The organism is Kitasatospora sp. NPDC001261, from assembly GCF_042896795.1.
In the GTDB taxonomy this organism is placed as follows: domain Bacteria; phylum Actinomycetota; class Actinomycetes; order Streptomycetales; family Streptomycetaceae; genus Kitasatospora.
Genome location: NZ_JBIAXP010000045.1, coordinates 35,536 through 59,661, shown reverse-complemented (window position 1 = coordinate 59,661; position 24,126 = coordinate 35,536). Strand labels below are relative to the sequence as shown.

At 74.5% G+C, this 24,126-nt stretch carries 24 protein-coding genes; 15 read left to right on the top strand and 9 right to left on the bottom strand.

Annotated elements, in window-relative coordinates; all coding sequences use genetic code 11:
• Nucleotides 1–295: 295 nt before the first annotated feature.
• From ACFY4B_RS40315 to ACFY4B_RS40305, 3 genes are all read left to right on the top strand, one after another.
• Nucleotides 296–955, top strand: a complete 660-nt coding sequence (locus ACFY4B_RS40315) for a hypothetical protein (protein ID WP_387829358.1) — start codon at nt 296–298, stop codon at nt 953–955.
• 102 nt (nt 956–1,057) lie between these two features.
• Nucleotides 1,058–1,849 (top strand): thioredoxin domain-containing protein, encoded by a 792-nt coding sequence (locus ACFY4B_RS40310; protein ID WP_074005193.1) that lies wholly within the window; start codon nt 1,058–1,060, stop codon nt 1,847–1,849.
• Entirely contained in the window at nt 1,846–2,466 is a 621-nt protein-coding gene (locus ACFY4B_RS40305; protein WP_074005192.1) for a vitamin K epoxide reductase family protein, read from the top strand. The genes ACFY4B_RS40310 and ACFY4B_RS40305 overlap by 4 nt, the downstream gene beginning before the upstream one ends.
• A 45-nt stretch (nt 2,467–2,511) precedes the next feature.
• On the opposite strand, the gene ACFY4B_RS40300 is transcribed toward ACFY4B_RS40305, so the two are convergent.
• Nucleotides 2,512–3,495: an adenosine deaminase gene (locus ACFY4B_RS40300; protein ID WP_049659827.1), complete on the bottom strand. Its 984-nt coding sequence runs from the start codon at nt 3,493–3,495 to the stop codon at nt 2,512–2,514.
• 140 nt (nt 3,496–3,635) lie between these two features.
• Between ACFY4B_RS40300 and ACFY4B_RS40295 the strand changes: the two genes are divergently transcribed.
• Together ACFY4B_RS40295 and ACFY4B_RS40290 are read left to right on the top strand one after the other, a co-directional pair.
• Nucleotides 3,636–3,917 carry a DUF6158 family protein gene (locus ACFY4B_RS40295; RefSeq protein ID WP_380781796.1) on the top strand — a complete coding sequence of 94 codons (282 nt, stop codon included), beginning with the start codon at nt 3,636–3,638 and terminating at the stop codon, nt 3,915–3,917.
• 120 nt (nt 3,918–4,037) lie between these two features.
• Nucleotides 4,038–5,426 carry an NADP-dependent succinic semialdehyde dehydrogenase gene (locus ACFY4B_RS40290; protein WP_049658983.1) on the top strand — a complete coding sequence of 463 codons (1,389 nt, stop codon included), beginning with the start codon at nt 4,038–4,040 and terminating at the stop codon, nt 5,424–5,426.
• Nucleotides 5,427–5,474: 48 nt separating this feature from the next.
• On the opposite strand, the gene ACFY4B_RS40285 is transcribed toward ACFY4B_RS40290, so the two are convergent.
• Both ACFY4B_RS40285 and ACFY4B_RS40280 read right to left on the bottom strand, forming a co-directional pair.
• Complete coding sequence (locus tag ACFY4B_RS40285; RefSeq protein ID WP_387976382.1) at nt 5,475–5,780, bottom strand: hypothetical protein; 306 nt, start codon at nt 5,778–5,780, stop codon at nt 5,475–5,477.
• Between the two features lie 57 nt (nt 5,781–5,837).
• On the bottom strand, nt 5,838–6,833 hold the full coding sequence (locus ACFY4B_RS40280; RefSeq protein WP_387976380.1) for a Ku protein: 996 nt from the start codon (nt 6,831–6,833) through the stop codon (nt 5,838–5,840).
• Between the two features lie 146 nt (nt 6,834–6,979).
• Between ACFY4B_RS40280 and ACFY4B_RS40275 the strand changes: the two genes are divergently transcribed.
• The 3 genes from ACFY4B_RS40275 to ACFY4B_RS40265 all read left to right on the top strand — a co-directional run bounded on the left by ACFY4B_RS40275 (nt 6,980) and on the right by ACFY4B_RS40265 (nt 10,376).
• Nucleotides 6,980–7,234, top strand: coding sequence for a hypothetical protein (locus tag ACFY4B_RS40275; RefSeq protein ID WP_049658988.1), 255 nt, complete (start codon nt 6,980–6,982; stop codon nt 7,232–7,234).
• Nucleotides 7,235–7,498: 264 nt separating this feature from the next.
• Nucleotides 7,499–8,944 (top strand): amino acid permease, encoded by a 1,446-nt coding sequence (locus ACFY4B_RS40270; protein ID WP_049658990.1) that lies wholly within the window; start codon nt 7,499–7,501, stop codon nt 8,942–8,944.
• Nucleotides 8,945–9,152: 208 nt separating this feature from the next.
• Nucleotides 9,153–10,376, top strand: a complete 1,224-nt coding sequence (locus ACFY4B_RS40265; RefSeq protein ID WP_387976377.1) for a helix-turn-helix domain-containing protein — start codon at nt 9,153–9,155, stop codon at nt 10,374–10,376.
• Between the two features lie 156 nt (nt 10,377–10,532).
• Here ACFY4B_RS40265 and ACFY4B_RS40260 read toward each other — a convergent pair whose 3' ends face one another.
• Nucleotides 10,533–11,321, bottom strand: coding sequence for a S1 family peptidase (locus ACFY4B_RS40260; protein WP_387976374.1), 789 nt, complete (start codon nt 11,319–11,321; stop codon nt 10,533–10,535).
• A gap of 730 nt (nt 11,322–12,051) precedes the next feature.
• Here ACFY4B_RS40260 and ACFY4B_RS40255 point away from each other — a divergent pair.
• From ACFY4B_RS40255 to ACFY4B_RS40245, 3 genes are all read left to right on the top strand, one after another.
• Nucleotides 12,052–12,693, top strand: a complete 642-nt coding sequence (locus ACFY4B_RS40255; RefSeq protein WP_387976371.1) for a transglycosylase SLT domain-containing protein — start codon at nt 12,052–12,054, stop codon at nt 12,691–12,693.
• Nucleotides 12,694–12,914: 221 nt separating this feature from the next.
• Entirely contained in the window at nt 12,915–13,919 is a 1,005-nt protein-coding gene (locus ACFY4B_RS40250) for a glycosyltransferase family 2 protein (RefSeq protein WP_387976368.1), read from the top strand.
• 99 nt (nt 13,920–14,018) lie between these two features.
• Nucleotides 14,019–16,910, top strand: coding sequence for an FAD-binding and (Fe-S)-binding domain-containing protein (locus tag ACFY4B_RS40245; RefSeq protein WP_387976365.1), 2,892 nt, complete (start codon nt 14,019–14,021; stop codon nt 16,908–16,910).
• Here ACFY4B_RS40245 and ACFY4B_RS40240 read toward each other — a convergent pair.
• Nucleotides 16,901–17,413 (bottom strand): hypothetical protein, encoded by a 513-nt coding sequence (locus ACFY4B_RS40240; protein WP_387976363.1) that lies wholly within the window; start codon nt 17,411–17,413, stop codon nt 16,901–16,903. The genes ACFY4B_RS40245 and ACFY4B_RS40240 overlap by 10 nt on opposite strands.
• Nucleotides 17,414–17,455: 42 nt before the next feature.
• The gene (locus tag ACFY4B_RS40235; RefSeq protein WP_074005182.1) at nt 17,456–17,959 is read right to left on the bottom strand and encodes a DUF1453 domain-containing protein; all 504 of its coding nucleotides are present in this window, start codon (nt 17,957–17,959) and stop codon (nt 17,456–17,458) included.
• Between the two features lie 74 nt (nt 17,960–18,033).
• Between ACFY4B_RS40235 and ACFY4B_RS40230 the strand changes: the two genes are divergently transcribed.
• Nucleotides 18,034–18,657 (top strand): TetR/AcrR family transcriptional regulator, encoded by a 624-nt coding sequence (locus tag ACFY4B_RS40230; RefSeq protein ID WP_387976360.1) that lies wholly within the window; start codon nt 18,034–18,036, stop codon nt 18,655–18,657.
• 170 nt (nt 18,658–18,827) lie between these two features.
• On the opposite strand, the gene ACFY4B_RS40225 is transcribed toward ACFY4B_RS40230, so the two are convergent.
• The gene (locus tag ACFY4B_RS40225) at nt 18,828–19,277 is read right to left on the bottom strand and encodes a CBS domain-containing protein (protein WP_049657806.1); all 450 of its coding nucleotides are present in this window, start codon (nt 19,275–19,277) and stop codon (nt 18,828–18,830) included.
• 82 nt (nt 19,278–19,359) lie between these two features.
• The gene (locus ACFY4B_RS40220; protein WP_387976357.1) at nt 19,360–20,352 is read right to left on the bottom strand and encodes a slipin family protein; all 993 of its coding nucleotides are present in this window, start codon (nt 20,350–20,352) and stop codon (nt 19,360–19,362) included.
• Between the two features lie 155 nt (nt 20,353–20,507).
• Here ACFY4B_RS40220 and ACFY4B_RS40215 point away from each other — a divergent pair, with 155 nt between their 5' ends.
• Nucleotides 20,508–21,320: a uracil-DNA glycosylase gene (locus tag ACFY4B_RS40215; RefSeq protein WP_387976354.1), complete on the top strand. Its 813-nt coding sequence runs from the start codon at nt 20,508–20,510 to the stop codon at nt 21,318–21,320.
• Between the two features lie 115 nt (nt 21,321–21,435).
• On the opposite strand, the gene ACFY4B_RS40210 is transcribed toward ACFY4B_RS40215, so the two are convergent.
• Nucleotides 21,436–22,314 carry a CHAD domain-containing protein gene (locus ACFY4B_RS40210; protein WP_387976351.1) on the bottom strand — a complete coding sequence of 293 codons (879 nt, stop codon included), beginning with the start codon at nt 22,312–22,314 and terminating at the stop codon, nt 21,436–21,438.
• 167 nt (nt 22,315–22,481) lie between these two features.
• Between ACFY4B_RS40210 and ACFY4B_RS40205 the strand changes: the two genes are divergently transcribed.
• Nucleotides 22,482–23,156, top strand: coding sequence for a hypothetical protein (locus tag ACFY4B_RS40205; protein ID WP_387976348.1), 675 nt, complete (start codon nt 22,482–22,484; stop codon nt 23,154–23,156).
• A gap of 153 nt (nt 23,157–23,309) precedes the next feature.
• Nucleotides 23,310–24,113, top strand: coding sequence for a thioredoxin domain-containing protein (locus ACFY4B_RS40200; RefSeq protein WP_049659252.1), 804 nt, complete (start codon nt 23,310–23,312; stop codon nt 24,111–24,113).
• Nucleotides 24,114–24,126 lie beyond the last annotated feature (13 nt).

Below are 24,126 nucleotides of genomic sequence, written 5' to 3'. Positions count from 1 at the left end.
GCTGCGGGAGGGGGTGGCGCAGGGGGTGGCCGCGGAGAGGGGCGTGACGGGTGATTTTCAGACTGCCAACGGTCTGAACGCCCCACCTCCAGGGTTGGCAGTCTGAAAATCATCCAGCCCCCGGAGCGACCACCCCCGGAGCCACCCCCGGCCCCCCACCCTCCCGAGAGCCCACACCCCCACCCCAACCCCCGTAAGCACCGCATAAGCCCAGCTCAGCCCAGGTGGTGACCCTCTTCACAGCCTTCGTCCCAGCAGGCTGTTCCACATTCAACCTGTGGCACACTCGGATGCCATGAACACCAGCCCGGTCACCAGAACGCTCCGCGCAGCGGTCTTCGCCGCGCTGGTCGTGCTGCTCGCCGGGCTCGGCCAGGTCCTGGTCACCGGCCGCACCCTCCCCGTCGGCCCGATGCTGCTCGCCTCGGCCGCCGTCTTCGCCGCGGCCTTCGCCCTTGCCGGCCGCGAACGCGGCTTCCCGGCCGTCGCGGCGGTGTTCCTGCCGCTGGAGCTGGCCGCCGGCGCCCTCTTCGACCTCGCCCAGAGCACCTGTCCCTCGCTGCCGCCAGGCACCGGACACGGCCTCCAGCCGCTGCTCTGCGGCGGCGGCTCGCTCGGCGGCTTCCTGCTCGGCCACGGCGTCTCCGCCCAGACCGGCCTGCTGCTGCTCCTCCTGCTGCACACGGTGATCGCGCTGGCCGGCGCCTTCTGGCTGAGCCGCGCGGACGCCGCGCTCTGCTGCCTGGCCGGGGCCGTCCGGATGCTGGGCGAGTTCCTGCACCGCCACCTGCCGGCCGCCGCCCGCTGGCTGCGGCTGCTGGTCGCGCCGCTGCCGGCCCGTCCGCCGGCCCGGGTGCCGTTCCCCCGGGCCAGCCGCGTGCTGGTCCCCGCCGAGGACGTCGTCGTCCGTCCGGCCGTCCGGCGCGGTCCGCCGGTGTTCGCCCTGGCCGTCTGAGCCACGGGCTTCCCCGCCCGCTCAGTCGGCTGTTCTCTCCTCCCGCGCTGGCCCCGACCGGCCGCGCCGACCCGTACGCCCGAGAGCACAGGACGACACCCCATGAGCAACACCCGCAAGACCGACAAGAAGGCCTCCGCCACCGACCGCATGCGCGTCGCCCGCGCCCAGGCCGAGCGCTCCGACCGGATCCGCCGCCGGGTGGTGGTCGGCGGTGCCTCCGCCGCCGTGCTCGCCCTGGTGGCGGGCGTGGCCTTCGCCGTCGGCGGTTCCTCCGGCTCCGGTTCGAACGCCGCGAACGGCCCGCTGGTCGTGCCAGCCAACGCGAGCGGCACCAACGGCACCGTGATCACCTACGGCAAGGCCGACGCCCCGCACACCCTGGACGTCTACGAGGACTTCCGCTGCCCGTTCTGCGAGCAGCTGGAGACCACCACCGGCAAGGCGATCCAGCAGCTCGCCGACGACGGCACGTACAAGGTCGACTACCACCTGGCGACGTTCCTGGACAACAACCTGGGCGGCAAGGGTTCGCGCACCGCGCTGGCCGCCGCGGGCGCCGCGCTCAACGAGGGCGTGGACAAGTTCAAGGCGTTCCACGACGTGCTGTACGCCAACCAGCCGGACGAGCGCAGCGACGCCTTCGGCGACGTCAACCACATCCTGGACCTGGCCGGCCAGGTACCCGGGCTGAAGACCGACGCCTTCGTCAAGGCCGTCCAGGACGGCACGTACGCGCCGTGGGCGGCCAAGGTGAACGAGGAGTTCAACAAGAGCGACGTCACCGGCACCCCGACCGTCAAGCTGGACGGCAAGAAGCTGGACGTCCTGAACAACGGCAAGGCCGTCTCCCCCGAGCAGTTCACCGCGATGGTCAAGCAGGTGACCGGGTGACGGCCGGCGCCCCCGCCGGGCGGCCCGGGTACGGCGCGAGCCGCCCGTTCGCCTGGCTGCTGCTGATCGGCGGCGCCGTCGGCCTGTTCGCCTCGACGGTCCTCACCCTGGACAAGATCCGGCTGTTGGAGGACCCGTCCTACGTCCCCAGCTGCAACATCAACCCGATCATCAGCTGCGGTTCGATCATGCGCAGCGACCAGGCGGAGGCCTTCGGCTTCCCCAACTCGCTGATCGGGCTGGTCGCCTTCGGGGTGGTGATCGCGGTCGGTGCCGGGCTGCTGTCCGGGGCGGCGTTCCGGCGCTGGTTCTGGCTCGGTCTGCAGGCCGGGACGGTGTTCGGCATCGGCTTCGTGACCTGGCTGATGTACCAGGCGCTGTACCGGATCGGCGCACTCTGCCCGTACTGCATGGTGGTGTGGGCCGCGGTGATCCCGCTGTTCTGGTACACCACGCTGCACAACCTGCGCTCGGGCGTGATCCCGGTGGGCCCGCGGCTGCGGGTGGCCGTCCGGGAGGCGGCCCGCTACCACTGGGTCGTCCCGGCGCTGTGGTACGCGGTGATCGCGCTGCTGGTCCTCAACCGGTTCTGGTACTACTGGAGCACCCTGCTCTGACCCCGTCCGCCGCCCCCGCCCGCGCGGGGGCGGCGGTCCGGCAGGTCAGAAGGCGTACGCGGCGACCTCGGCGAGGAGTTCGGCGCGGCGCTCCTCGCTGATGAAGGAGGCGCGGAAGGAGTTGGCGGCCAGCCGGCGCAGGGTCTCCTGGTCGAGGGCGAGGGCCTCGCGCACGGCGCGGAAGTTGTCCTCCACGTAGCCGCCGAAGTACGCCGGGTCGTCGGAGTTGACGGTGACCAGCAGGCCGGCGTCCAGCATCTCGCGCAGCGGGTGGTCGGCGAGGGTGTCGATGCAGCGCAGCCGGACGTTGGAGAGCGGGCAGAGGGTCAGCGGGACCTGCTCGCGCACCAGGCGGGCGACCAGCTCGCCGTCCTCCAGGCAGCGCAGCCCGTGGTCGATCCGCTCCACGCCGAGGACGTCCAGCGCCTCGGTGATGTACGCGGCCGGGCCCTCCTCGCCCGCGTGGGCGACCCGGCGCAGCCCGGCCTCGGCGGCCCGGCGGTACACCTCGCGGAACTTGACCGGCGGGTGGCCGACCTCGGCGGAGTCCAGGCCGATGCCGGCGATCCGGCCGAAGTACGGGCGGGCGGCCTCGAAGGTCTCCAGCGCGGACTCGGCGGACTCGTCCCGCAGGAAGCACATGATCAGCTGCGTGCTGATGCCGTACCGCTCCTCGGCGCGCTCCAGCGCCCGGGTCAGCCCGTCCACCACCACGCCCAGCGGCACCCCGCGCGCGGTGTGCGCCTGCGGGTCGAAGAAGATCTCCGCGTGGCGGACGCCCTGCTCGGCGGCCCGGGCCAGGTAGGCGTCGGCGAGGTCGGCGAAGTCGTCCTCGGTCCGCAGCACGGCCATCAGCGCGTAGTAGAGGTCCAGGAAGGACTGGAGGTCGCTGAAGGAGTACGCCTCGCGCAGCGCCTCGGTGTCGGCGTACGGCAGCTCGACACCGTTGCGGGCGGCGAGCTCGAAGGCGAGTTCGGGCTCCAGGGTGCCTTCGATGTGCAGGTGGAGTTCGGCCTTGGGAAGCGGCATGTGGGTGTCCGAGCGCTAGCGGGGTGGTCCTGAACGTGTACGGAAGGATTCATCCTATGATCCGCGCCGACGGACCGGGTGCAGCGGCGGCGGTCGGCGGGCACCCTGGAGGAGGGGACTTCCGCCGAGGAGGCACCGAGATGCGGCACGCCGAAGACCCGCACATCCGGCCCGCGGGCATCTCCGCGCACGCCCTGGGCAACGACACGCTCCTGCACGAGCTGGAGCAGCTGCACCGCACGCGGCACGAGACGTTCCTGTACGGCTCGGAGGAGGCGCTGAAGCGGCACACGCTGCGCACCGGGGAGCTGGAGGCCGAGTACCTGCACCGCTTCCCGACCCGGCAGGTCACCGCCGCGCGGACCAGGGCCGGGGCCCGCGCCCGGGAGGCGGCGGCCCGGGTGGAGTCGCTGCCGGAGTGACGGGGCGGGCCGCGCGCCCGCCGGGACACGCCGGGCGCGCGGTGGCGTGCCCGGAGGCGGGCGGTCGGGGAGGGTGTGAGGGCAGACGCACCGGACCGTGACCCCACCTGGGAGCCCCGCATGCCCATCGCCAGCGTCAACCCCGCGACCGGCGAGACCGTCCAGACCTTCGAGCCGCTCGACGCGGCCGGCATCGAGCGGCGGCTGGCCCGCGCCGAGGCCGCCTTCCACAGCTACCGCGGCACCCCGTTCGCCGCCCGCGCCGAACTGATGCGCCGCGCCGCCGACCTGCTGGACCGGGAGCTGGAGGCGGTCGCCCGCACCATGACCGAGGAGATGGGCAAGCCGCTCGCCGCCTCCCGCGCCGAGGTCGCCAAGTGCGGGAAGGCGATGCGCTGGTACGCGGACCACGCCGAGGAGCTGCTCGCCGACGAGCACCCGGCCCCGGCCGACGTCGCCGACTCCGGTGCCTCCCGGGCCTATGTCCGCTACCGCCCGCTCGGTCCGGTTCTTGCCGTTATGCCCTGGAACTTTCCACTCTGGCAGGTTCTCCGGTTCGCCGCGCCGGCCCTGATGGCGGGCAACGTCGGCCTGCTCAAGCACGCGTCGAACGTGCCGCGCACCGCGCTGGCGATCGAGGAGCTGTTCCAGCGGGCCGGGTTCCCGGAGGGCTGCTTCCAGACCCTGTTGATCGGCTCGGGCGCGGTGGAGGGCGTGATCCGGGACCGCCGGGTCGTCGCCGTCACCCTCACCGGCAGCGAGCCGGCCGGGCGGGCGGTCGCGGCCACCGCGGCGGACGAGGTGAAGAAGGCCGTCCTGGAGCTGGGCGGCAGCGACCCGTTCGTCGTGCTGCCGAGCGCCGACCTGGACGCGGCGGTGCGCACCGCCGTCCGGGCCCGGGTGCAGAACAACGGCCAGTCCTGCATCGCCGCCAAGCGCTTCATCGTGCACACCGACGTGTACGACCGCTTCACCGCCGCCTTCACCGCGGCGATGGGCGCGCTGAAGGTCGGCGACCCGATGGACGAGTCCACCGACGTCGGCCCGCTGGCCAGCCGCCAGGGCCGGGACGACCTGGAGGAGCTGGTCGAGGACGCCCGGGTGCACGGCGCCCGGGTGGAGTGCGGCGGCGGGCGCCCGGAGGGCTGGGACACCGGCTGGTTCTACGAGCCGACGGTGCTGACGGGCATCACCCCGGCGATGCGGATCCACCTGGAGGAGACCTTCGGCCCGGTCGCCACCGTCTACCGGGTGGCCGACCTGGACGAGGCGGTGGCGGTCGCCAACGACACCCCGTTCGGGCTGAGCGCCAACGTCTGGACCACCGACGAGGCCGAGCGGGAGCGCTTCGTCCGGGACATCCAGGCCGGCGGGGTGTTCTTCAACGGGATGACGGCCTCCCACCCGGCGCTGCCGTTCGGCGGCGTCAAGCGCTCCGGGTTCGGGCGGGAGCTGTCCGGGCACGGGATCCGGGAGTTCTGCAACATCACCACGGTGTGGATCGGCTGAGCCCTCCCGGGCCCGCGCCCCTCCGGCCCCGCACCCGTCCCGGCCGGGTCAGGACGCCATCCGGTGCCGACCCGGCCCCGGGGTCATCCAGCGGGCGACCACGCCGCCCATCGCGATGAGCGTCAGGCCCCAGAAGACCGCCATCGGCACCAGCACGGGCAGCAGGCTCACCTGGACCGCGACCATGCAGAGGCCGATCGAGAGCGCGATCATGAACGTCACCACGGTGGGGCTGAGGCTGAGCAGCCAGTGCCAGACGCGGTGCCCGAAGCCCCGGGCCCTGCGGGCCGCGGGGTCGGCCTCGGCCCGGGCGTCGAGTTCGGCGTCGAGTTCCTTGTAGGTCAGCAGGTCCATCGGGATCGCCTCCAGTGCTGGACGGCTGGACGGGAGGGGTGCCTGGCCCCGGTGGGGTCAGGAGGCCTTGCGGGGAGCCGAGGGCTTCCGGGTGGTGGTCTTCTTCGCCGCCGGGCTCCTCGCGGAGGTCTTCCCGGCGGACTTCTCGGAGGCGGCCGTCTCGGAGGGGGCCTTCCCGGAGGCTGCTGCCTTCGAGGCGCTCCGCTTCACCGGGGCGCGCTTGCGCGGCGCGGGCTCCGCCTCCTCCGGGGCGGCCTCCCCGGCCCCGCCGCCCCGCCCGCCCTTGGCCTGCTTGAGGCTGCTGCGCAGCGCCTCCATCAGGTCGATCACGTTGTCCGGCGCCTCGCCCGGCTCCTCCTCGTGCGGGACCTCGACGCCCTCCAGCCGCGCGGTGATCACCTGCTGCAGCGCCTGCTGGTAGTCGTCGTGCAGCTGGGACAGGTCGAAGTCCTCGGAGAGGGTGTCCATCAGCGACCGCGCCATCTTGAGCTCCTGCGGCCGGATGGCGACGTCGCCCTCGGGCGCGATGCCGGCGGCCGGGCGGACCTCGTCGGGCCAGATGCAGGTCTGCAGCACCAGGGTGTTGTCGTGCACCCGCAGCACCGCGGGCGACTCCCGGGTGCGCAGCGCGATCTTGGTGACGGCGATCTGCCCGGAGTCGGTGAGCGCGTCGCGCAGCAGCGCGTACGGCTTGGCGGCGGCCTTGTCGGCGACGCCCACGTAGTAGGCCTTGGAGAACATCAGCGGGTCGATCTCGCCCTCGTCCACGAAGGCCAGCACGTCGATGATCTTCTTGCTGGGCAGCGGCAGATCGGCGAGGTCCTCGTCGGAGAGCGTGACGGTCCGCCCGTCGGGGGACTCGTACCCCTTGGCGATCTCCGCGTACGGGACCTCCTTCTCCTCCCGCTCGCAGTACCGCTTCATCCGCACCCGGCCGCCGTCCTTGGCGTGCACCTGGTGCAGCGGGACGTCGTGCTCCTGGGTCGCGGAGTACAGGTGGACGGGGATGCTGACCAGCCCGAAGCTGATCGTCCCCTTCCAGGTGGTCTGCATGGGGTCGCTCCTGACCGGCGCCGGGAGCCGGCCGGCACCGAGAACGCTCGGGATGCTCCTACGGCATGTCCCGAGAGTCCCACTGTGCTCTGGTTTGCCCCGATCGTCCACAGCGCGTCGACAATGGGCCAAGGAGGTCGACGCGGATGGGCATCCGGAGCCGAGGACACCAGCGGGGCCGGCGGGACCAGCGGGAACGGGACCAGGCGCCGCCGCCGGAGCGGTACGGCTACCTGGTGACGTACGCGGTGCGGGGCGAGCCCGGCGCACGGCGCGCGGAAGTCACGGTGCTGCCCGGATACTCGCAGGAGGACGACATCCCCCGGATCCTCGCCGCCCGGCTCACCGGGCGGCCGGCGGACGAGGCGTCGATCACCGTCCTCGACGTGCGGCCGATCTGACCGGCCACCCGCGGGCGATTTGAGCCCCAACAGAGCTTGGCGACCTTTCCGAATGCTGACGATGCGTCAGATTTGAGGTTTCCATGCCACCTTTCCACCCACCCCGACCAGGCCTTTTCCGTCCGTTGAGCGAACAGTTACCAAAGGATTGTTCCGATACTCGGGCGTAGAAGTTAGGTTGCGACGCAATGCGCGGGTCAGTCCCCCACCCTCGGCGCGACGAGCCGAGGGACACGCCGCGCGGGAAAGGCACAGGGCACCCAGATGAGTGCGGACACCACCAAGCCCCCGGCCACGGCCACCAAGCTCCCCCACCAGACCGGGCCGATCGGCCACGGCGGCGACGGCCACCTGAAGGCCGGACTCAAGAACCGCCACCTGTCGATGATCGCCATCGGCGGCGTGATCGGCGCCGGCCTGTTCGTCGGCTCCGGCGCGGGCATCGCGACCACCGGCCCGGGCATCCTGCTCTCCTACGCCATGGCCGGCGTGCTGGTCGTCCTGGTGATGCGGATGCTCGGCGAGATGGCCGCGGCCGACCCGCAGAGCGGCTCGTTCTCGGCGTACGCGGACCGGGCGCTCGGCCGCTGGGCCGGGTTCAGCATCGGCTGGCTGTACTGGTTCTTCTGGGTGGTGGTGCTCGCGGTCGAGGCGACGGCCGGCGCGAAGATCCTCAACAACTGGGTGCCGGGCGTCCCCCAGTGGGGCTGGGCCCTGATAGTCATGGCGGTGCTGACCGCCACCAACCTCTTCTCGGTGGCCTCCTACGGCGAGTTCGAGTTCTGGTTCGCCGGGATCAAGGTGGTCGCGATCGCCGCGTTCCTGGTGATCGGCACCCTCGCCGCCTTCGGCCTGCTGCCGGGAACCCACGCGGTCGGCGCCAGCAACCTCACCGGCCACGGCGGGTTCCTGCCGCACGGGGTGGGGGCGGTGTTCACCGGCATGCTCACGGTGGTCTTCGCCTTCATGGGCAGTGAGATCGTGACCCTGGCCGCCGGCGAGTCGGAGAACCCGGAGAAGGCGGTCTCCAAGGCCACCAACAGCGTGATCTGGCGGATCGGGATCTTCTACCTGGGCTCGATCCTGCTGGTGGTCACCCTGCTGCCCTGGGACTCCGCCGACGTCAAGGCGAGCCCGTACGTGGCGGTGCTGGACCACATCGGCATCCCGGGCGCCGGCCAGGTGATGGACGTGATCGTGCTGACGGCGGTGCTGTCCTGCCTCAACTCCGGGATGTACACGGCCTCCCGGATGGCGTTCTCGCTGGGCCAGCGCGGGGACGCGCCCAAGGCCTTCGCCACGGTGACCTCGCGCGGCGTGCCGCGGGTGGCGATCCTCTCCTCGGTGGTCTTCGGCTTCGTCGCGGTGTTCTTCAACTACACCTCGCCGGACACCGTGTTCGCCTTCCTGCTCAACTCCTCCGGCGCCGTCGCGCTCTTCGTCTGGCTGGTGATCTGCGCGACCCAGCTGCGGATGCGCAGGATCATCGAGCGCGAGATGCCCGAGCGGCACACCGTCCGGATGTGGCTGTACCCGTACCTGACCTGGACGGCCATGGGCATGATCGGGTTCGTCATGGCGTACATGTTCACCGACGCCGACGGACGCAAGCAGATGTACCTGTCGCTGGTCGCCGCAGCCATCGTGCTGGCGGCCTCGGCCGTGGTGGGCCGACGGCGGCGGGCCGCGGTGGCGGCGGCGGGCTCCTGACCCGTCCGCCCCGCGCGGGAACGCCGGGCCCGGGAGCCGATGCGGAGGCTCCCGGGCCCGGCGCCGTTCTGCTCGGCGCAGCGCACCGCCCGATGCCACGCCGCCCGGCACCGCACCGCCCGTCCAGTTTGACCAAGGCACGTCAACGGGGATACCAGGGCCGGGCGCTCCCCCACGAGCGCTCCCCCCGCCCCCTCCGGGAGACCCCGTGCCGTCCCTGCCCGCCCCCACGCCACCCCCGCCGCCGCCACCTCAGCCGCCTCCGCCGCCGCCCCGTACGGGGCCCGGGTCCGCGCGCCAGCGCTTCGGCCGCCGACTGCGCCACTGGCGCGAGGCCCGGGGCCTCAGCCAGGCCGAGTTCGGCCGGCTGCTCGGCTACCACGACTCGCTGATCAGCCGGGTGGAGAACGCCCACCGCTGGCCACCGCCCGGAATGCCCGCCCGGGCCGACGAACTCCTGCACGCCGACGGCGAGTTGGCGGACCTCTGGCAGGCCGTCCAGCAGGAGCGCGAACACCTCGGCGAACGCGCCGCCGCCACCCGGCCACCGCTCGACACCACCGCCACCGGCCCGCCGGACGCCGCCACCGTCGAAGTGCTCGCCCACCTGCTCGCCGTCTACCGCGCCGCCGCGGGCCGGATCGGCGGCGAGGAACTGGCCACCGTCCTGGAGCACCACGCCCACACCCTGCTCGGCCGGCCGCACCCCGACCCGCACCAGTACCCCGACCCCCGCGACCACCCCGCCGCCGACCGCTCGCTCGCCGCCCAGTACGCCGAACTCGCCGGCTGGGCCCACTTCGAGGGCGACCGCCACGCCCGCGCGCTCAGCTGGTACGCCACCGGGCTGGAGTGGGCACGCGCGACCGGCGACCGGATCACCGCGGCCGCGCTGCTCGCCCGGCAGAGCACCCTGTACTGGTGGCACGGCGACCCGGCCACCGCGCTCGCCCTGGCCGAGGCCGCCCGGACCACCGCGCCTCCCCTGCCGGGGCTCCGGGCCTGGACCGCCGTCGCCCAGGCCCACGCCCACGCGCTGGCCGGCCGGGCCCCGCTGGTGCGCCGGACGCTCGCGGAGGCCCGGCGGCTGACCGACACCGCGCTGCGCACCGGCGAACCGACACCCTGGGCGGACCGCGCCGACCTGGTCCTGGCCGTCGCGCACGGCACCTGCCACCGGGACCTCGCCGTCCGCACCGGCCGCGCCGGCCACGCCCGCACCGCGGCGGCCTGGCTGGAGGCCGCCCTGCGGCTCCTCGACCCGGCCGCCCGCCCGCGCGATCACGCCCTGGTCACCGCCCGCCTCGCCGGCGCCCACGCCCTCGCCGGCCGCACCGACGCCGCCGTCGCCCTGCTCACCCGGCTGCCCCCGCACACCGCCGGTCGCATCGCCCGGGAGCGACGGCGGGCCGAGGAGTGGCTGCTCGGGTGAGGCTCCCCGGGCACGGCCGCCCCCGGTCCGTCGCGGAACGGCAGGACCGGCCACCACCTGCGGGTGTGGTGACCGGCCCTGCCGTACCGCTTCGACCGGCCCTGCCGGGTCGGATCAGTGACCTTCCGGGTCAGTCCGGGGACCCGCCGGGTCGGATCAGAGGCCGGCCGCCGCCGCGGCGATGTCGGCCGCGTAGGTGCTCACCTGGCTGTAGACGCCCGGGTAGCCCGCGCGGGCGCAGCCGTTGCCCCAGCTGACGATGCCGACCTGGACCCAGCGGCCCGCCGCGTCCTGCCGGACCATCGGGCCGCCGGAGTCACCCTGGCAGGTGTCGACGCCGCCCTGGGAGACGTAGCCCGCGCAGAGCGAGCCGGCCGCGTTCAGGCCCGGGTAGGCGCGGGCGCAGGTGGCGTCGTCGACGAACGGCACGGTCGCCTTGAGCAGGTACCGCTGCTGGCCGCCGCCCTCGCGCGCGGCGCCCCACCCCATGATGGTGAAGGTGCCGCTGTCGTAGGCGGTGGTGGTGGCGATCGGCAGGGTGCTGACCTGGCCGCCGCTCACCGGCGAGGCCAGCTTGATCAGCGCCCAGTCGTCGCCGTTCTCGGCGCCGGTGAAGGCGGGCGACTGGTACACGTACGAGGAGCGGACCTTGACCGCGCTGCCGCTGTTCAGGTCGACCGCCCCCGCGGTGGCGGTGATGCTGCTGTCGGCGCCGGTGCCGTCGACGCAGTGGGCGGCGGTGAGCACGATCTGCGAGGTGTAGAGCGCGCCGCCGCAGCCCATCGAGAGCCGCACCACGAACGGGAACTCGCCCTGCGCCGCCCGCGTGCCGCCGACCACGCTCGGCGACGGCTCGGGTGAGGCGGCGGCGGGCAGCACGAGCGCTCCGGCGCCGAGCACCAGGCCGGCCAGCAGGCAGACGAACCTGCCGAGTTGACGCTTCATCAGATCCTCCTTGCAGGTGGGGGAAGACCGAGAGTGGCCCGACGGGCGGCGCGATAGGAGGGGTCCGCCCTTGCCGGTCGGATCTGGCAGGAACACGGCAATGAGGGGTTCCGGGTGCGGAGGGCCCGGGACGATCGCGCACCGAACCACGCGGCCCGCTCCGGGGAATCCCGTGCGCGACCCCCCGGAGCCGTCACCGGTCGCTCACTCCGCGTCGACGCCGCGCCCGTCGGCGTGTGAGCCCGCCCACAGCGGGATCGCCATCCACGATCCCCGATAGTGGACGCGCTCCCCGCGGCACCGCCCCCGGCGCCGTCGAGCCGCCCCGACCGGGCCGCCCCCGACCGCGATCCGCCTGAAGAACACAGGCCACCGCACCTGCCGGCGGTGCGATCCTTCACCACCCCCGGGCTGCCACCTCCGGATGGAGGATTCGGACAAATCTGCCCAAATAAGCCGCCGGGCCCCGCTCCGGCCACCCCTCAGCCACGACCCTGCGTAGTAGCGAACGCCTTTGCCACCCGTCCCCGGCCCTGCCAAGAATGGCCCGTCGCCAGACAGCGCAGCCGACCACCCCCCGCCGCCGCGCAGCCCGCCCGCCCCGCCGTTTCCGCCGGGGCGCCACGGCCGTCCAGGGCGGCCGCACGGGCCCCGCTCACCCGGAGCCCACGCGATGCCCCGCCCCCGGTGCCACCGGCACGGCCCCCGACGGAGAAGGATCGTCCGCCCCATGCAGCTCAGCCATGCCCGCCGCAACTCCCTGATCACCGGCGTCGCCACCCTCGTGGTCGCGAGCGCCGCCACCGCGGCCCTCGCCATCCCGCAGGCCGGGAACGGCACCGAGGCCGCCCCCGTGGCCGCCGTGTCGGTGGACGGCACGCTGGTCGCCGAGCAGGGCCAGGCCGACACCGCTGCCGCCGAGCAGGCCGCCCAGGAGGCCCAGGCCAAGGCCGAGGCGGACGCCGCCGCCCAGGCCCAGGCCGAGGCGCAGGCCCAGGCGGACGCCAAGGCCAAGGCCGACGCCGAGGCCGCCGCCTCCCGCTCCCAGGAGCGCCAGGACCTGAACAGCGCCCCGGCCGCCTACTCCGGCACCCCGCAGCAGATCGCCGCGCAGATCGTCCCGGCCGGCCAGCTCCAGTGCTTCAGCAACATCGTGTTCCGCGAGAGCAGCTGGAACCCCCTCGCGGTGAACGCCTCCTCCGGCGCCTACGGCCTGGTCCAGGCCCTGCCCGGCTCCAAGATGGCCTCCGCGGGCGCCGACTGGCGCACCAACCCGGCCACCCAGATCAAGTGGGGCCTGAACTACATGAACACCCGCTACGGCAGCCCCTGCGCCGCCTGGTCGTTCTGGCAGTCCCACCACTGGTACTAAGCCGATCGGCCACCCGGGGCCCGCGACGCACCGCGCGTCGCGGGCCCCGGCGCGCATCACCCCAGGTCGGAAGCCGGGCCGGGACCCGGGCCGGGCGTGGACACGTCCGGAAGGCGGCGTGAAGATCTGGCGCACACCCGTACGGTTTGCCACTGATTGATCGGAATTACGGACCGTCAGGGCTTTGCCACGGTTCGCGAGCCCTCTTACGCTCCGGCGTCATGCCCTCACCCCTGATCAGCGTCGTGCTCCCCGCCTACGACCAGCACGAACAGCTCGCCGACTGCCTGGACTCGCTGCTCGCCCAGTCCCTGGCCGACGTCGAGGTGATCGTGGTCGCCGACCGCTCCCCCGAGACCGCGGGCGGGCTCGCCGACGCGTACGCCGCCCGGCACCCGCAGGTGTCGGTGCTGCACCTGAACGCCGCGGTCGGGGTCGGGGCGAGCCGGAACGCGGGGGCGGCGCGGGCCACCGGCGAGTACCTGCTGTTCCTGGACGCCGACCACCTGCTGCCCCGGGACGCGCTGCGCACGCTCGCCGACCGGCTCCGGCAGACCGGCCCGGTGGACGTGCTGCTGTTCGGCCACTCCCGCCGGCACCAGGACCGGGACTGGCCGGGCGGCGCCGAGGCGCTGCTCGCCGAGGCCGGCCCCGAGCCGTTCGCGCCCTTCGACCGGCCCGCGCTGTTCGGCGCGCCGCCGCTGGCCTGGGACCGGCTGGTCCGCCGCGGCCACTGGGCCGAGCTGGGCCTGGCCTTCCCGCCCGGCCGCTACGAGGAGGTCCCGGTGGCGCACGCGGCGCTGCTCGGCGCCCGGACGGCCGCCGTGCTGGCCCGCGAGTGCGTCCGGCTCCGCCGCCGGGAGACCGTCCACCCGGCGGGCGGCCCGGGCAGCAGCGTCTTCGACCTGTTCGAGCAGTACGAGCGCAGCTTCGCCCTGCTGGAGGACCAGCCGCACCTGTACGCGGTGCGCGAGGCGCTGTTCGTCCGGATGATCCGGCACTACCTGTTCGTCTTCGACCTGGCCGGCTGCGTCACCCGCGCCGAGCGGCCGCAGTTCTTCCACCGCGCCGCCGAGCACCACCGCCGCTTCCAGCCGCCCGGCCACCGCCGGCCGGGCGGCCGCGAGGGGATCAAGTTCTCGCTGCTGGCGGGCGGCGCGTACCCGGCCTTCGAGGTGGCCAAGCTCTCCCACATCGCGCGCGGCACGCTCACCGGGCGGAAGTAGCCGGGGCACCCCCACCCGGGTGAGCCGGGCGCCGCGCCCGGTACCGGTGCGGCGGCGCGGCTGCGATCATCGGCGGAGCCGTACTCCTGGGAGGTCCTGGTGAGCCGTCCGTCCGCCGTCCCCGGGGCCGAGTTGGCCCGTGAGCTGGCCGCCGTGCTGCGCGGCGAGGTCCGCTTCGGCGCCGCCGAGCGCACCGTCTACAGCCAGGACGCCTCCAACTACCGGCAGTTGCCGCTCGGCGTGGTCAAGCCGGCCGACCTCGACGACGTGCGCACCGCGCTGGCGCTCTGCCGCGCCCACCGGGTGCCGGTGGTGGCGCGCGGGGCCGGGACGAGCATCGGCGGGCAGGCGATCGGCCCGGGCGCGGTGGTGCTGGACTTCCGCCGCCACCTCGGCGCGGTGCTGGAGGTCGATCCGGGGGCCCGCACCGCGCGCGTCCAGCCCGGCACCGTGCTGGACGACCTCCAGCGCGCCGCCAGGCCGTACGGGCTGCGCTTCGGGCCCGACCCGTCCACGCACAGCCGGTGCACCCTCGGCGGCATGATCGGCAACGACTCCTGCGGCTCCCACTCGCTCGCCTGGGGGCGCACCGCCGACAACGTCGAGCGGCTGGAGCTGCTGCTCGCGGACGGCACCGAGCTGACCGTCGGCGGGCGGCTCACCCCCGCGGAGCGCGCCGCGCTCGCCGCGCTGCCCGGCCGGGTCGGCCAACTCCACACCGGGCTGCAGGAGTTCACCGACCGCAACCTCGCCGCCATCCGGCAGGGCATGCCGCAGCTGCCCCGCCGCACCTCCGGCTACCCGCTGGACGCGCTGCTGCCCGAGCAGGGCCACGACCTGGCCCGGGCCCTGACCGGCACCGAGGGCACCTGCGCGCTGCTGCTCGGCGCCACCGTCCGCCTGGTCGAGGACCCGCCGGCCCGGGCCCTGGTGGTGGCCGGCTACCCCGACGAGGGCGCCGCCGCCGACGCCGTCCCGGCGCTGCTGCCGCACGGTCCGCTGACCGCCGAGGGCATGGCGGCCGACCTGATCGCCGCGCTGCTCGCCGCCGGGCCCCGCCCGCCCGCGCTGGACCGGCTGCCCGCCGGCGAGTGCTGGCTGTTCCTGGAGACCGGCGGCGACACCCCGCGGGCCGCCTACCAGGCCGCCCGCCGGCTCGCCGACGCGGTGAAGCGCGAGCGCTCGGCCACTGTCGCCCTGGTCACCGACCCGGTCGAGCAGCGCCAGCTGTGGGCCGTCCGGGAGGCGGGCGCGGGGATCGTCACCCGGCTGCCCGGCGGCGGCGAGGCCTGGCCCGGCTGGGAGGACTCCGCCGTCCCGCCCGAGCGGCTCGGCGACTACCTGCGGGCCCTGCGCGCCCTGCTGCGCCGGCACAGCCTGCACGGCGTCCCGTACGGGCACTTCGGCGACGGCTGCGTGCACCTGCGGATCGACTTCCCGCTGGACGAGCCCCAAGGGGTGCTGGTCTTCCGGGAGTTCCTGGAGCAGGCGGCCGATCTGGCGGTCTCGTACGGCGGTTCGCTCTCCGGCGAGCACGGCGACGGCCAGGCCCGCTCGGAGCTGCTGCCGCGCATGTACCCGCCCGAAATCATCGGCCTGTTCGGGGAGTTCAAGCGGATCTGGGACCCGGAGAACCTGCTCAACCCGGGCGCGCTGGTCGACCCGCGCCCGCTCGACGCCGACCTGCGCTTCGTCACGGCCCCGCGCCGCACGCTGCCGCTGGCCCTCCCGTACGAGCAGGACGGCGGCAGCCTGGTGAAGGCGGTGCACCGCTGCGTGGGCGTCGCCAAGTGCGTGGCCCCGGGCAGCGGGGTGATGTGCCCGAGCTACCTGGCCACCGGCGAGGAGCGGCACTCCACCCGGGGGCGGGCCCGGCTGCTCGCCGAGATGCTGCGGGGCGACGCGATCGCGGACGGCTGGCGCTCGGAGGAGGTGCGGGAGGCGCTGGACCTCTGCCTGAGCTGCAAGGGCTGCGCGAGCGACTGCCCCGTCCGCGTCGACATGGCGACCTACAAGTCCGAATTCCTGTACCAGCACTACCGGCACCGGCCGCGCCCGCTCGCGCACTACTCGATGGGCTGGCTGCCGCTCTGGCTGCGGGCCGCCTCGCTCGCGCCCGGGGCCGCCAACACCCTTGCCCGTTCCCGGGCAGGGGGGCTGCTCAAGCGGCTCGGCGGGATCGACCGGCGCCGGGTGCTGCCGGTCCTCCCGCCGGAGACCTTCACCGCGTGGTACCGGCGGCACCGCGCCACCCACCCGGCCCCGGCGGGCGCCCGGCCGGTGCTGCTGTGGCCGGACACCTTCTCCGACCGCCTCCAGCCGAGCGTGCTGCGCTCGGCCGTCGAGGTGCTGGAGCACCTGGGCTTCGACGTCCGGCTGCCCCCGGGCCCGGCCTGCTGCGGCCTCACCTGGTACTCCACCGGCCAACTCGGCACCGCACGAAGGGTGCTGCGGCGCAGCCTGCGGGCGCTGGACGGAGCTGGGGTCCAGGCCGACACCCCCGTGATCGGCCTGGACCCCAGCTGCACCGCGACCCTGCGCGAGGAGCTGCCCCGGCTGCTCGGCGCGGAGGGCCGCCCGCTCGCCGACCGCACCCGCACCTTCGCCGAGTTCCTCGACGAGTTCGCCCCGGACGCCCCGCTCCCCCGAATCCCGCTGGACGCCGTCACCCAGACCCACTGCCACCAGCACGCGGTGCTCGGCAGCGCCGCCGACCGCCGGCTGGAGGCCCGCCTCGGCCTGAACAACCGGGTACTGGAGGCCGGTTGCTGCGGCCTGGCGGGCAACTTCGGCTTCGAGCGGGGCCACTTCGAGGTGTCCGAGGCCATCGCGGAGCGGGTGCTGCTGCCCGGGCTCCGGGCCGCCGGGCCGCGGACGGTGGTCCTGGCGGACGGCTTCAGCTGCCGCACCCAGATCGCCCAACTCGCGGACGGGCGGCGGGCCCTGCACCTCGCGGAGCTGATCGCCCGGGTGCTGCGGGATCAGTCCTGACGGTGCGCCGCGAGGAAGGCCCCGGCGTGGGCCGCGGCCTCCTCCCTGGTCCGGTGGCCTGCCGCCGCCCCACCGGTGGCGCCGTCCGCGCCGGTGGCCGTCCAGCGCCAGCCTCCGAAGGTCTCGTCCTCCGCCAACTCGGCTGTTCCACCGAACAGTTCGAGCAGCCCGGGCCGCGCCGCCGGACGACTGACGGCCTCCGGCCACTTCTTCCGGGCGCCCTGCCGGGTGATGCCCCAGGCGGCACCGAGCCGCTCGTAACTGGCGCCGTAGGAACCCGCGGTGGCGGCCGCGCCCGCGGTGAGCAGCTTGACCTCGGCGTCCACCAGCTTCCAGGCGGACAGGACGGAGAGCGCGACCTCGACCGGCTCGGCGTTCCACATCCGTTCCGCGGGCAGGCCCGTCGCGCGGGCGCGCACGGCGGCGGCGAGGGGGTCGAGCGCGTCGAGGAGGGCCTTCGCCAGCGCGGCCCGCTCCTCCGGAGTGATCTCCACGGTCGTCATGGTGACAACTGTAGTTAACGACCTCGTCCACGACAACCATAGTTACCGGCCGAACCGGTCCAGCGGGCTCGCACCCCGCTTCTCCGGCGCGAACGGCGTGCCCGAGGAGAGCGCCCGGAAGCCCACCACCAGCGCCTCCCCCAGGAAGCCCACCCCGATCGACAGCTGGATCGGACGGGCGTCCGCGGCCAGGCCGAAGTGCGCGGCGAGCGCGGCGAAACCGGCCATCAGGGCCAGCGACACCGCCGCGACCAGGAAGGTCCGCCCGGTGTAGCGCTGCCACAGCACGCCCTCCCGCTCGTAGACCCGGATGGTGGCGCCGCGCACCGCCCCCAGCGCGACGCCGAGCCCGGCGCCCGCCGCGATCCAGCCGTAGTCGGCCGCGCCGAGCCCGTGCTTCTGGGCGAGCGCCCACACGCCGAGGGCGGTGAGCACCACCGGCGGCGCGAAGAGGTCCCGGGCGTTGAGCGGTTCGCCGCGCAGCCGCCGGATCACCACCACGACGACCACGACGGCGATCAGCCCCGCGTGCACCCAGCCGTTCATTCCTGCCTCCCCGAATTTTTGTAGCTCGACCGTGCTAAATCAGCAATTTAGCTCGCTCGTGCTATAACGGCAACATGCCGAAGATCGTCGACCCCGCCGAACGCCGCCAGGCCGTCGCCGACGCCGTCCTGCGCGTCGCGGCCCGGGAGGGACTGGAGCACGCCTCCCTGCGCAACGTCGCCGAGGAGGCCGGACTGGCCGTCGGCTCGGTGCGGCACTACTTCGCCGGCAGCTCCGAGCTGATGATCTTCGCGATGCGCGAGCTGGCCCGGCGGATCGAGGCCCGCATCCGCGCCCACGCCGCCGCCCTGCTCGACCCGGCCGCCGCCGGCACCGACCGGCGCGAACGGACCGTCCGGCTGCTCGCCGAGATCCTCCCGCTGGACGCCGGGCGCCGGGAGGAGTCCGCGCTCTGGCTCTCCTTCGTCACCGCCGCCCGCACCCGGCCCGACCTGCGGCCCCGCGCCGTCGAGATGCAGACCGGCCTCGACGACCTGGTCCGACGCGTCCTCGCCGAGTCCCGACGCGCCGGCGGCCTGGCCCCCGGCCTCGACCTCGACCTCGAGACCCGCCGGCTCTCCGCCCTGCTGGACGGCCTCACCCTCCAGGCCGTCCAGCACCCCGACCTGGTCGGCCCGGACGAGCTGCGCGCGGTGCTGCGCCGCCACCTCGACACCCTGGCCGCCCCCGCCTCCTGAGACCGCGCCAACACCCCCGAGAACGCCGAGGTCGCCGAGGGCACGGAGAGCATCGACGGCACCGGGGCCCCCGCCATCGCCGTCTACGCCCTGGGATGACCGGACCGGCACGACCGCGGCCCCCGCCCGTCCGTCGGCGGGGGCCGCGGCCCGCGAACGCGCGGCAGGCGTCAGCCCTGGGCCGCCCCCGCGGGCGCCTCCTCCGCGCAAACCGCCGAGACGAACTCGGCGACCCGTGCCTGCGGCAGGCCGCGCGCGATGTCCGCCTCGCTGATCATGCCGACCAGCTTGTGCTCCGGGTGGTTGATCACCGGCAGCCGGCGCACCTGGTACTGCTCCATCACCCGCAGCACCTGCTCGCAGTCCTCGTCCGCCTCCACCGTCATCGGCCGCCCCTGCGCCAGCTCGCCCGCCGTCACCGACGCCGGGTCGCGGTCCTCGGCGACGCAGCGCAGCACGATGTCGCGGTCGGTCACGATCCCCAGCAGCTTGTCGCCCGGCCCGCAGATCGGCAGGGCGCCCACATGGCGTTCCCGCATGATCCGGGCGGCGGCCGCGAGCGTCTCGTGCTCACGGATGCACTCCGCGCCCGGGTGCATGATGTCGCTGGCTCTGGTCATGGTCCGCCTCCTGACCTGGCTTCCCGTTCCCCTCGTCCATCGTGGTCCGGGCCGATGGCCGACGCCACCGGGGCCGACCCGCTCACTCCGCCCCGTCCGGCCCGGCGGGGCCGCCGCGCCCGGCCCGGCCGTCCGGCGACTCCGGACGGTCCAGCGGCGACTGCTCCAACACCTCTTCCAGGGGCGGGAGTTCATGCCTGGGCGGCTCCGGCTCCAACCCCTCCTCCGGGATCTCGCCGCTCTCCACCGCCTCCTCCACGGCCTTCGCCCCGGCCGCGACCGCCGCCGCCGTCAGCAGGTTCCGCTGCTGGACCTCCGTGGCACTGTCCAGGAAGCGCAGCAGCTCCACCGGGAAGGGCAGCACCAGCGTCGAGTTCTTCTCCGCCGCCACCTCCACCACGGTCTGCAACAGCCGCAGTTGCAGCGCGGCCGGAGTCGCGCTCATCACGGCCGCGGCGTCCGACAGCCGCTGCGAGGCCTGGTACTCGCCGTCCGCCGTGATGATCCGGGCCCGCCGCTCCCGCTCGGCCTCCGCCTGCCGCGCGATCGAGCGCTTCATCGACTCCGGCAGCGCGACGTCCTTGATCTCCACCCGGTCGATCTCGATGCCCCAGCCCAGCGCCGGGCTGTCGATCATCAACTCCAGCCCCTGGTTGATCGGTTCCCGGTTGGCCAGCAGGTCGTCCAGCTCGCTCTTGCCGATGATCGAGCGCAGCGAGGTCTGCGCGACCTGGGAGATCGCGAAGTTGTAGTCCTGCACGTTGACGGTGGCCTTCACCGGGTCCACCACCCGGTAGTAGACCACCGCGTCCACCCGTACGGTCACGTTGTCCCGGGTGATGCCCTCCTGCGCCGGGATCGGCATCGTCACGATCTGCACGTTCACCCTGCGCAGCCGGTCCGCGACCGGCATCAGCGCCACCAGCCCGGGCTCGCGCACCTCGTCGCGCACCTTCCCGAAGCGGAACACCACGCCCTTCTGGAACTGCTGGACGACCCTGATGCTCAGGCCCGCACAGATCACCCCGAGCCCGGCCAGCCCCCCGAGCGCACCCAGCACCGCATCGACGATCATCGCGGCCTCCTCGCGACCGGCGCACTGCGCGCACACCGGCGTCTCCGGCCGCCGCCGACCCGGACCGGCCGGGGACCGCCGGAGCAACTGATTCCACGCTACGCCTGCCCGGACGACGCCGGTACGAACGTCCGATTGCCCCTAGGATCTCGACCATGCCGACCGAGGCCGCGCCCTCCTCCACCACCGACGAGCCCTCCCACCTGGCCTCCGACGACCCCGAGCACCCCCGGCACCCCGCCGAGGCGGCCGCCCGGGCCGCCGGACTCGCCGCGCTGGACCGCGTCGTCACCGGCTGCCGGGCCTGCCCGCGCCTGGTCGCGTGGCGCGAGGAGACCGCCCGCACCAAGCGCCGCGCCTACCAGGACCAGGACTACTGGGCCCGTCCCATCCCCGGCTTCGGCCCGCCGGACGCCCCGCTCGTCCTGGTCGGCCTCGCCCCCGCCGCCCACGGCGCCAACCGCACCGGCCGGATCTTCACCGGCGACCCCTCCGGCGACCTGCTCTACGCCGCCCTGTACGAGCTCGGGCTCGCCAACCGCCCCGAGTCCGTCCGCTACGGCGACGGCCTGGAACTGTCCGGCGTCCGGATCACCGACCCGGTCCGCTGCGCCCCGCCGGACAACAAGCCCAGCACCGCGGAACGCGACACCTGCCGGCCCTGGATCACCCGGGAGCTGGAGCTGATGCGCCCCACCGTGCGCACCGTCGTCGCCCTCGGCGGCTTCGCCTGGCAGGCGATGCTGCCGGTGATCGCGGACGCCGGCTGGCGGCTCCCCCGCCCCCGCCCCGCCTTCGGCCACGCCGCCGTGGCCGCCTTCCCGGCCCGCGACGGCGGCCCGGACCTGCGGATGTACGGCTGCTACCACGTGAGCCCGCGCAACACGAACACCGGCCGGCTGACCACCGCGATGCTCCGGGACCTGCTGCGCGAAGCCGCCCGCTCGGCGGGGCTCGACCCCCGGTAGGGCGCGGCGGAGCGGGCCGGTCGGGAGAACTGGCGGGTGGCCGTGATCCCGCCGTCCACCGGCAGCGTGACGCCCGCGACGGACGAGGCCCGGTCGCCCAGCGGCCAGGCCGCCGCTACCCGAAGCGGGCCAGCTTCCGCCTGCCCGCCGCCCGCCAGACCTCCGGCAGCCGGCGCCGGGCGGCCTCCTCCGCGGCCAGCTGGCGGCCGTAGAGGACGCCGTAGCCGAAGGGCTCGCCGCCGCTCGCCGCGTGGGCGGCGAGGGTGCTCGCGGCGACCACCGCGTCCTGGTGCTCGCCCAGCACCTCCTGGACGGCCTTCATCCGCTGGGCGTAGCGCTCGGCCCGGGCGCCGACGGCCGGGGCGGCGGTCTCGCCTGCGTACCGGGCGCGCTTGGCCGCCTTGCGGGCCGCGTGGAGGGCGAGGTCCCGTTCCCCGGGGGCGGCGCCGAGGGCCGCGCGGACGCGTTCGGCGGTGCGGTCCTGTTCGCGGGCGGCGATCCGGGAGAGCTCCGGGACGGCGCCGCGGGCGGCGCGCGGGAGCAGCGGCGGGTCGGCGAGGAGGGTGGCGAGGGCCTCGCCGAGGGCCCGGCGGCGGGGGCTGTCGAGGGCGGCGACGACCTCCGGCCAGATCTGCCGGTACTCGGCCTCGCCCCACCGCTCCAGCGCGGCGGCGACCCGCTGCGGCCCGCATTCGGCGGGCAGCTCGCGGGCCTCGGCGGCGAGCCGTTCGGCCAGCACCTCGCGGTCCCGCGCCCCGCCGAGCGCGGCGGCGAGCCAGCGCAGCTCGGCGACCAGCTCGTCGGTGGCGCCGGGGGCGAACAGCCGCCGGAAGGTCCGCAGGGCGCTGCGCAGCCGCCGGCAGGCGACCCGCATCCGGTGCACGGCGTCCGGTTCGTCGGCCCGGACGGCCTCGTCCAGGCCGGCCAGCACCACGGCCTGCGCCTCGATGCGGGCCAGCAGCACCTGCCCCACCGTGGTCTCGGGTTTCGCCATGCGCGCTCGCCCCCTCGTCGGGTCAGCGGGAACGCCTTCCAGGCTAATGCGGCCGCGGCTGCTGTCGACCCGACGGGCGACCTCGCAGGCTACTGAGCGCGCGTCAGCCGGACCAGGGACCTACGGGCCCTCGTGCCGGACGCGGAGGCCATGGCATACTCCGGAGCGTGACGACCTCCTCCCATGCGACCAGGGCCCTGCGGGCCGCGGTGTTCACCGCGCTCGCCGTGCCGATGGCCGCGTTGGGCCAGGTGGTCATCACGGGCCGTCCGCTGCCGCTGTCGCTGGTGGCCACGGCCGGTGCCGTCGTCTTCCTGGTCGCGGCCGTGCTGGCCGGCGGGGAGCGGCGGTTGCTGCACATCTCCGGCGTGATGGTGCCGGTCGAGCTGCTGCTCAACACCACGTTCAACCTGGGCCAGGCCGGCTGTTCGCCGGTGCTGGCCGGTCAGGTGCCCGCACGCGGGGTGAACCTGCTGGTCTGTGGCGGCGGTTCGGTGGACGGCTCGCTGCTGGGCGGCCCGCTGGGGCACACCGCCCAGTTGGCGCCCGCCGCGACCCAGCTGCTGCTCCTGCTGGTGCACCTGGTGATCGCGCTGGCGGCCTCCGCCTGGCTGCGGATGGGCGACGCCGCCCTGTCCGGCCTGGCCCGGGCGCTGCGCGCGCTGAGCGAGTCGCTGGCCGGCCCGCTGCGCGCCCTGGTCGTCCTGCTGCTCCCGGCCCCGGTCCGTCCGGTGCTGCGGGTGCCGCTGCCGGTGTCGGACCGCCCGCGGCCGCGCCGCGAGGACGTGGTGCTGAGCCCGGCGCCCCGGCGCGGCCCGCCCGCCTTCGCGCCTGCCTGCTGATCTCCGGCCTCATCTGATCATCCCCGTACCCGCCCGAAACGGGCCCGGTACGCCCGCAGGCAGTGCGCACGACTCCCGCGTTCACCGACCCCGCCGCAGCAGCTGCGGCTTCCCGCGCGCACCCGCGCGCCGCGTACAGGAGTTGACTCCCCCGTGTCCCAGGACAAGAACAAGAAGCGCATCAGTGCCCGCGAGCGGATCCAGGAGGCGCAGCGCCGCGAGCAGCAGGCCGCCAAGCGCCGTCAGCGGATCGTCGTGACGGTCTCCGCCGTCGTCGTGCTGGCCCTCGCGGGCGGTGTCGCCGTCGCGGTCAACTCGGCCTCGGACAAGAACGACAAGTCCTCCGCCGCCGCGTCCGCGCCGCTGGTCACCCCGGCCAACGCCTCCGGCCCGAACGGCACGGTGATCACCTACGGCAAGGCCGACGCCCCGCACACCATGGCGGTCTACGAGGACTTCCGCTGCCCGGTCTGCAAGCACTTCGAGGCGGCGAACGGCGAGACCGTCAAGAAGCTCACCGAGGACGGCCAGATCAAGGTGGAGTTCCACCTGGCGGCCTTCCTGGACAAGAGCCTCGGCGGCAAGGGCTCGCGCACCGCGCTGGCCGCCGTCGGCGCCGCGCTGAACGAGGGCGTGGACCAGTTCAAGGCGTTCCACGACGTGCTGTACGCCAACCAGCCGGACGAGCGCGAGGACGGCTTCGGCGACGTCAACCACATCCTGGACCTGGCCGGCCAGGTGCCCGGGCTGAAGACGGACGCCTTCGTGAAGGCGGTGACCGACAAGACCTACGCCCCGTGGGCGGCCAAGGTCGCCGACGCGTTCAACGACAGCGGCGTGACCGGCACTCCGACCGTCAAGGTGGACGGCAAGCAGATCACCCTGTTCGCCGGGAACGCCGTGGTCCCGCCGGAGCAGTTCACCGCGCAGGTGAAGCAGGCCGCCGGCCTCCAGTAGGCCGCGCCCCACC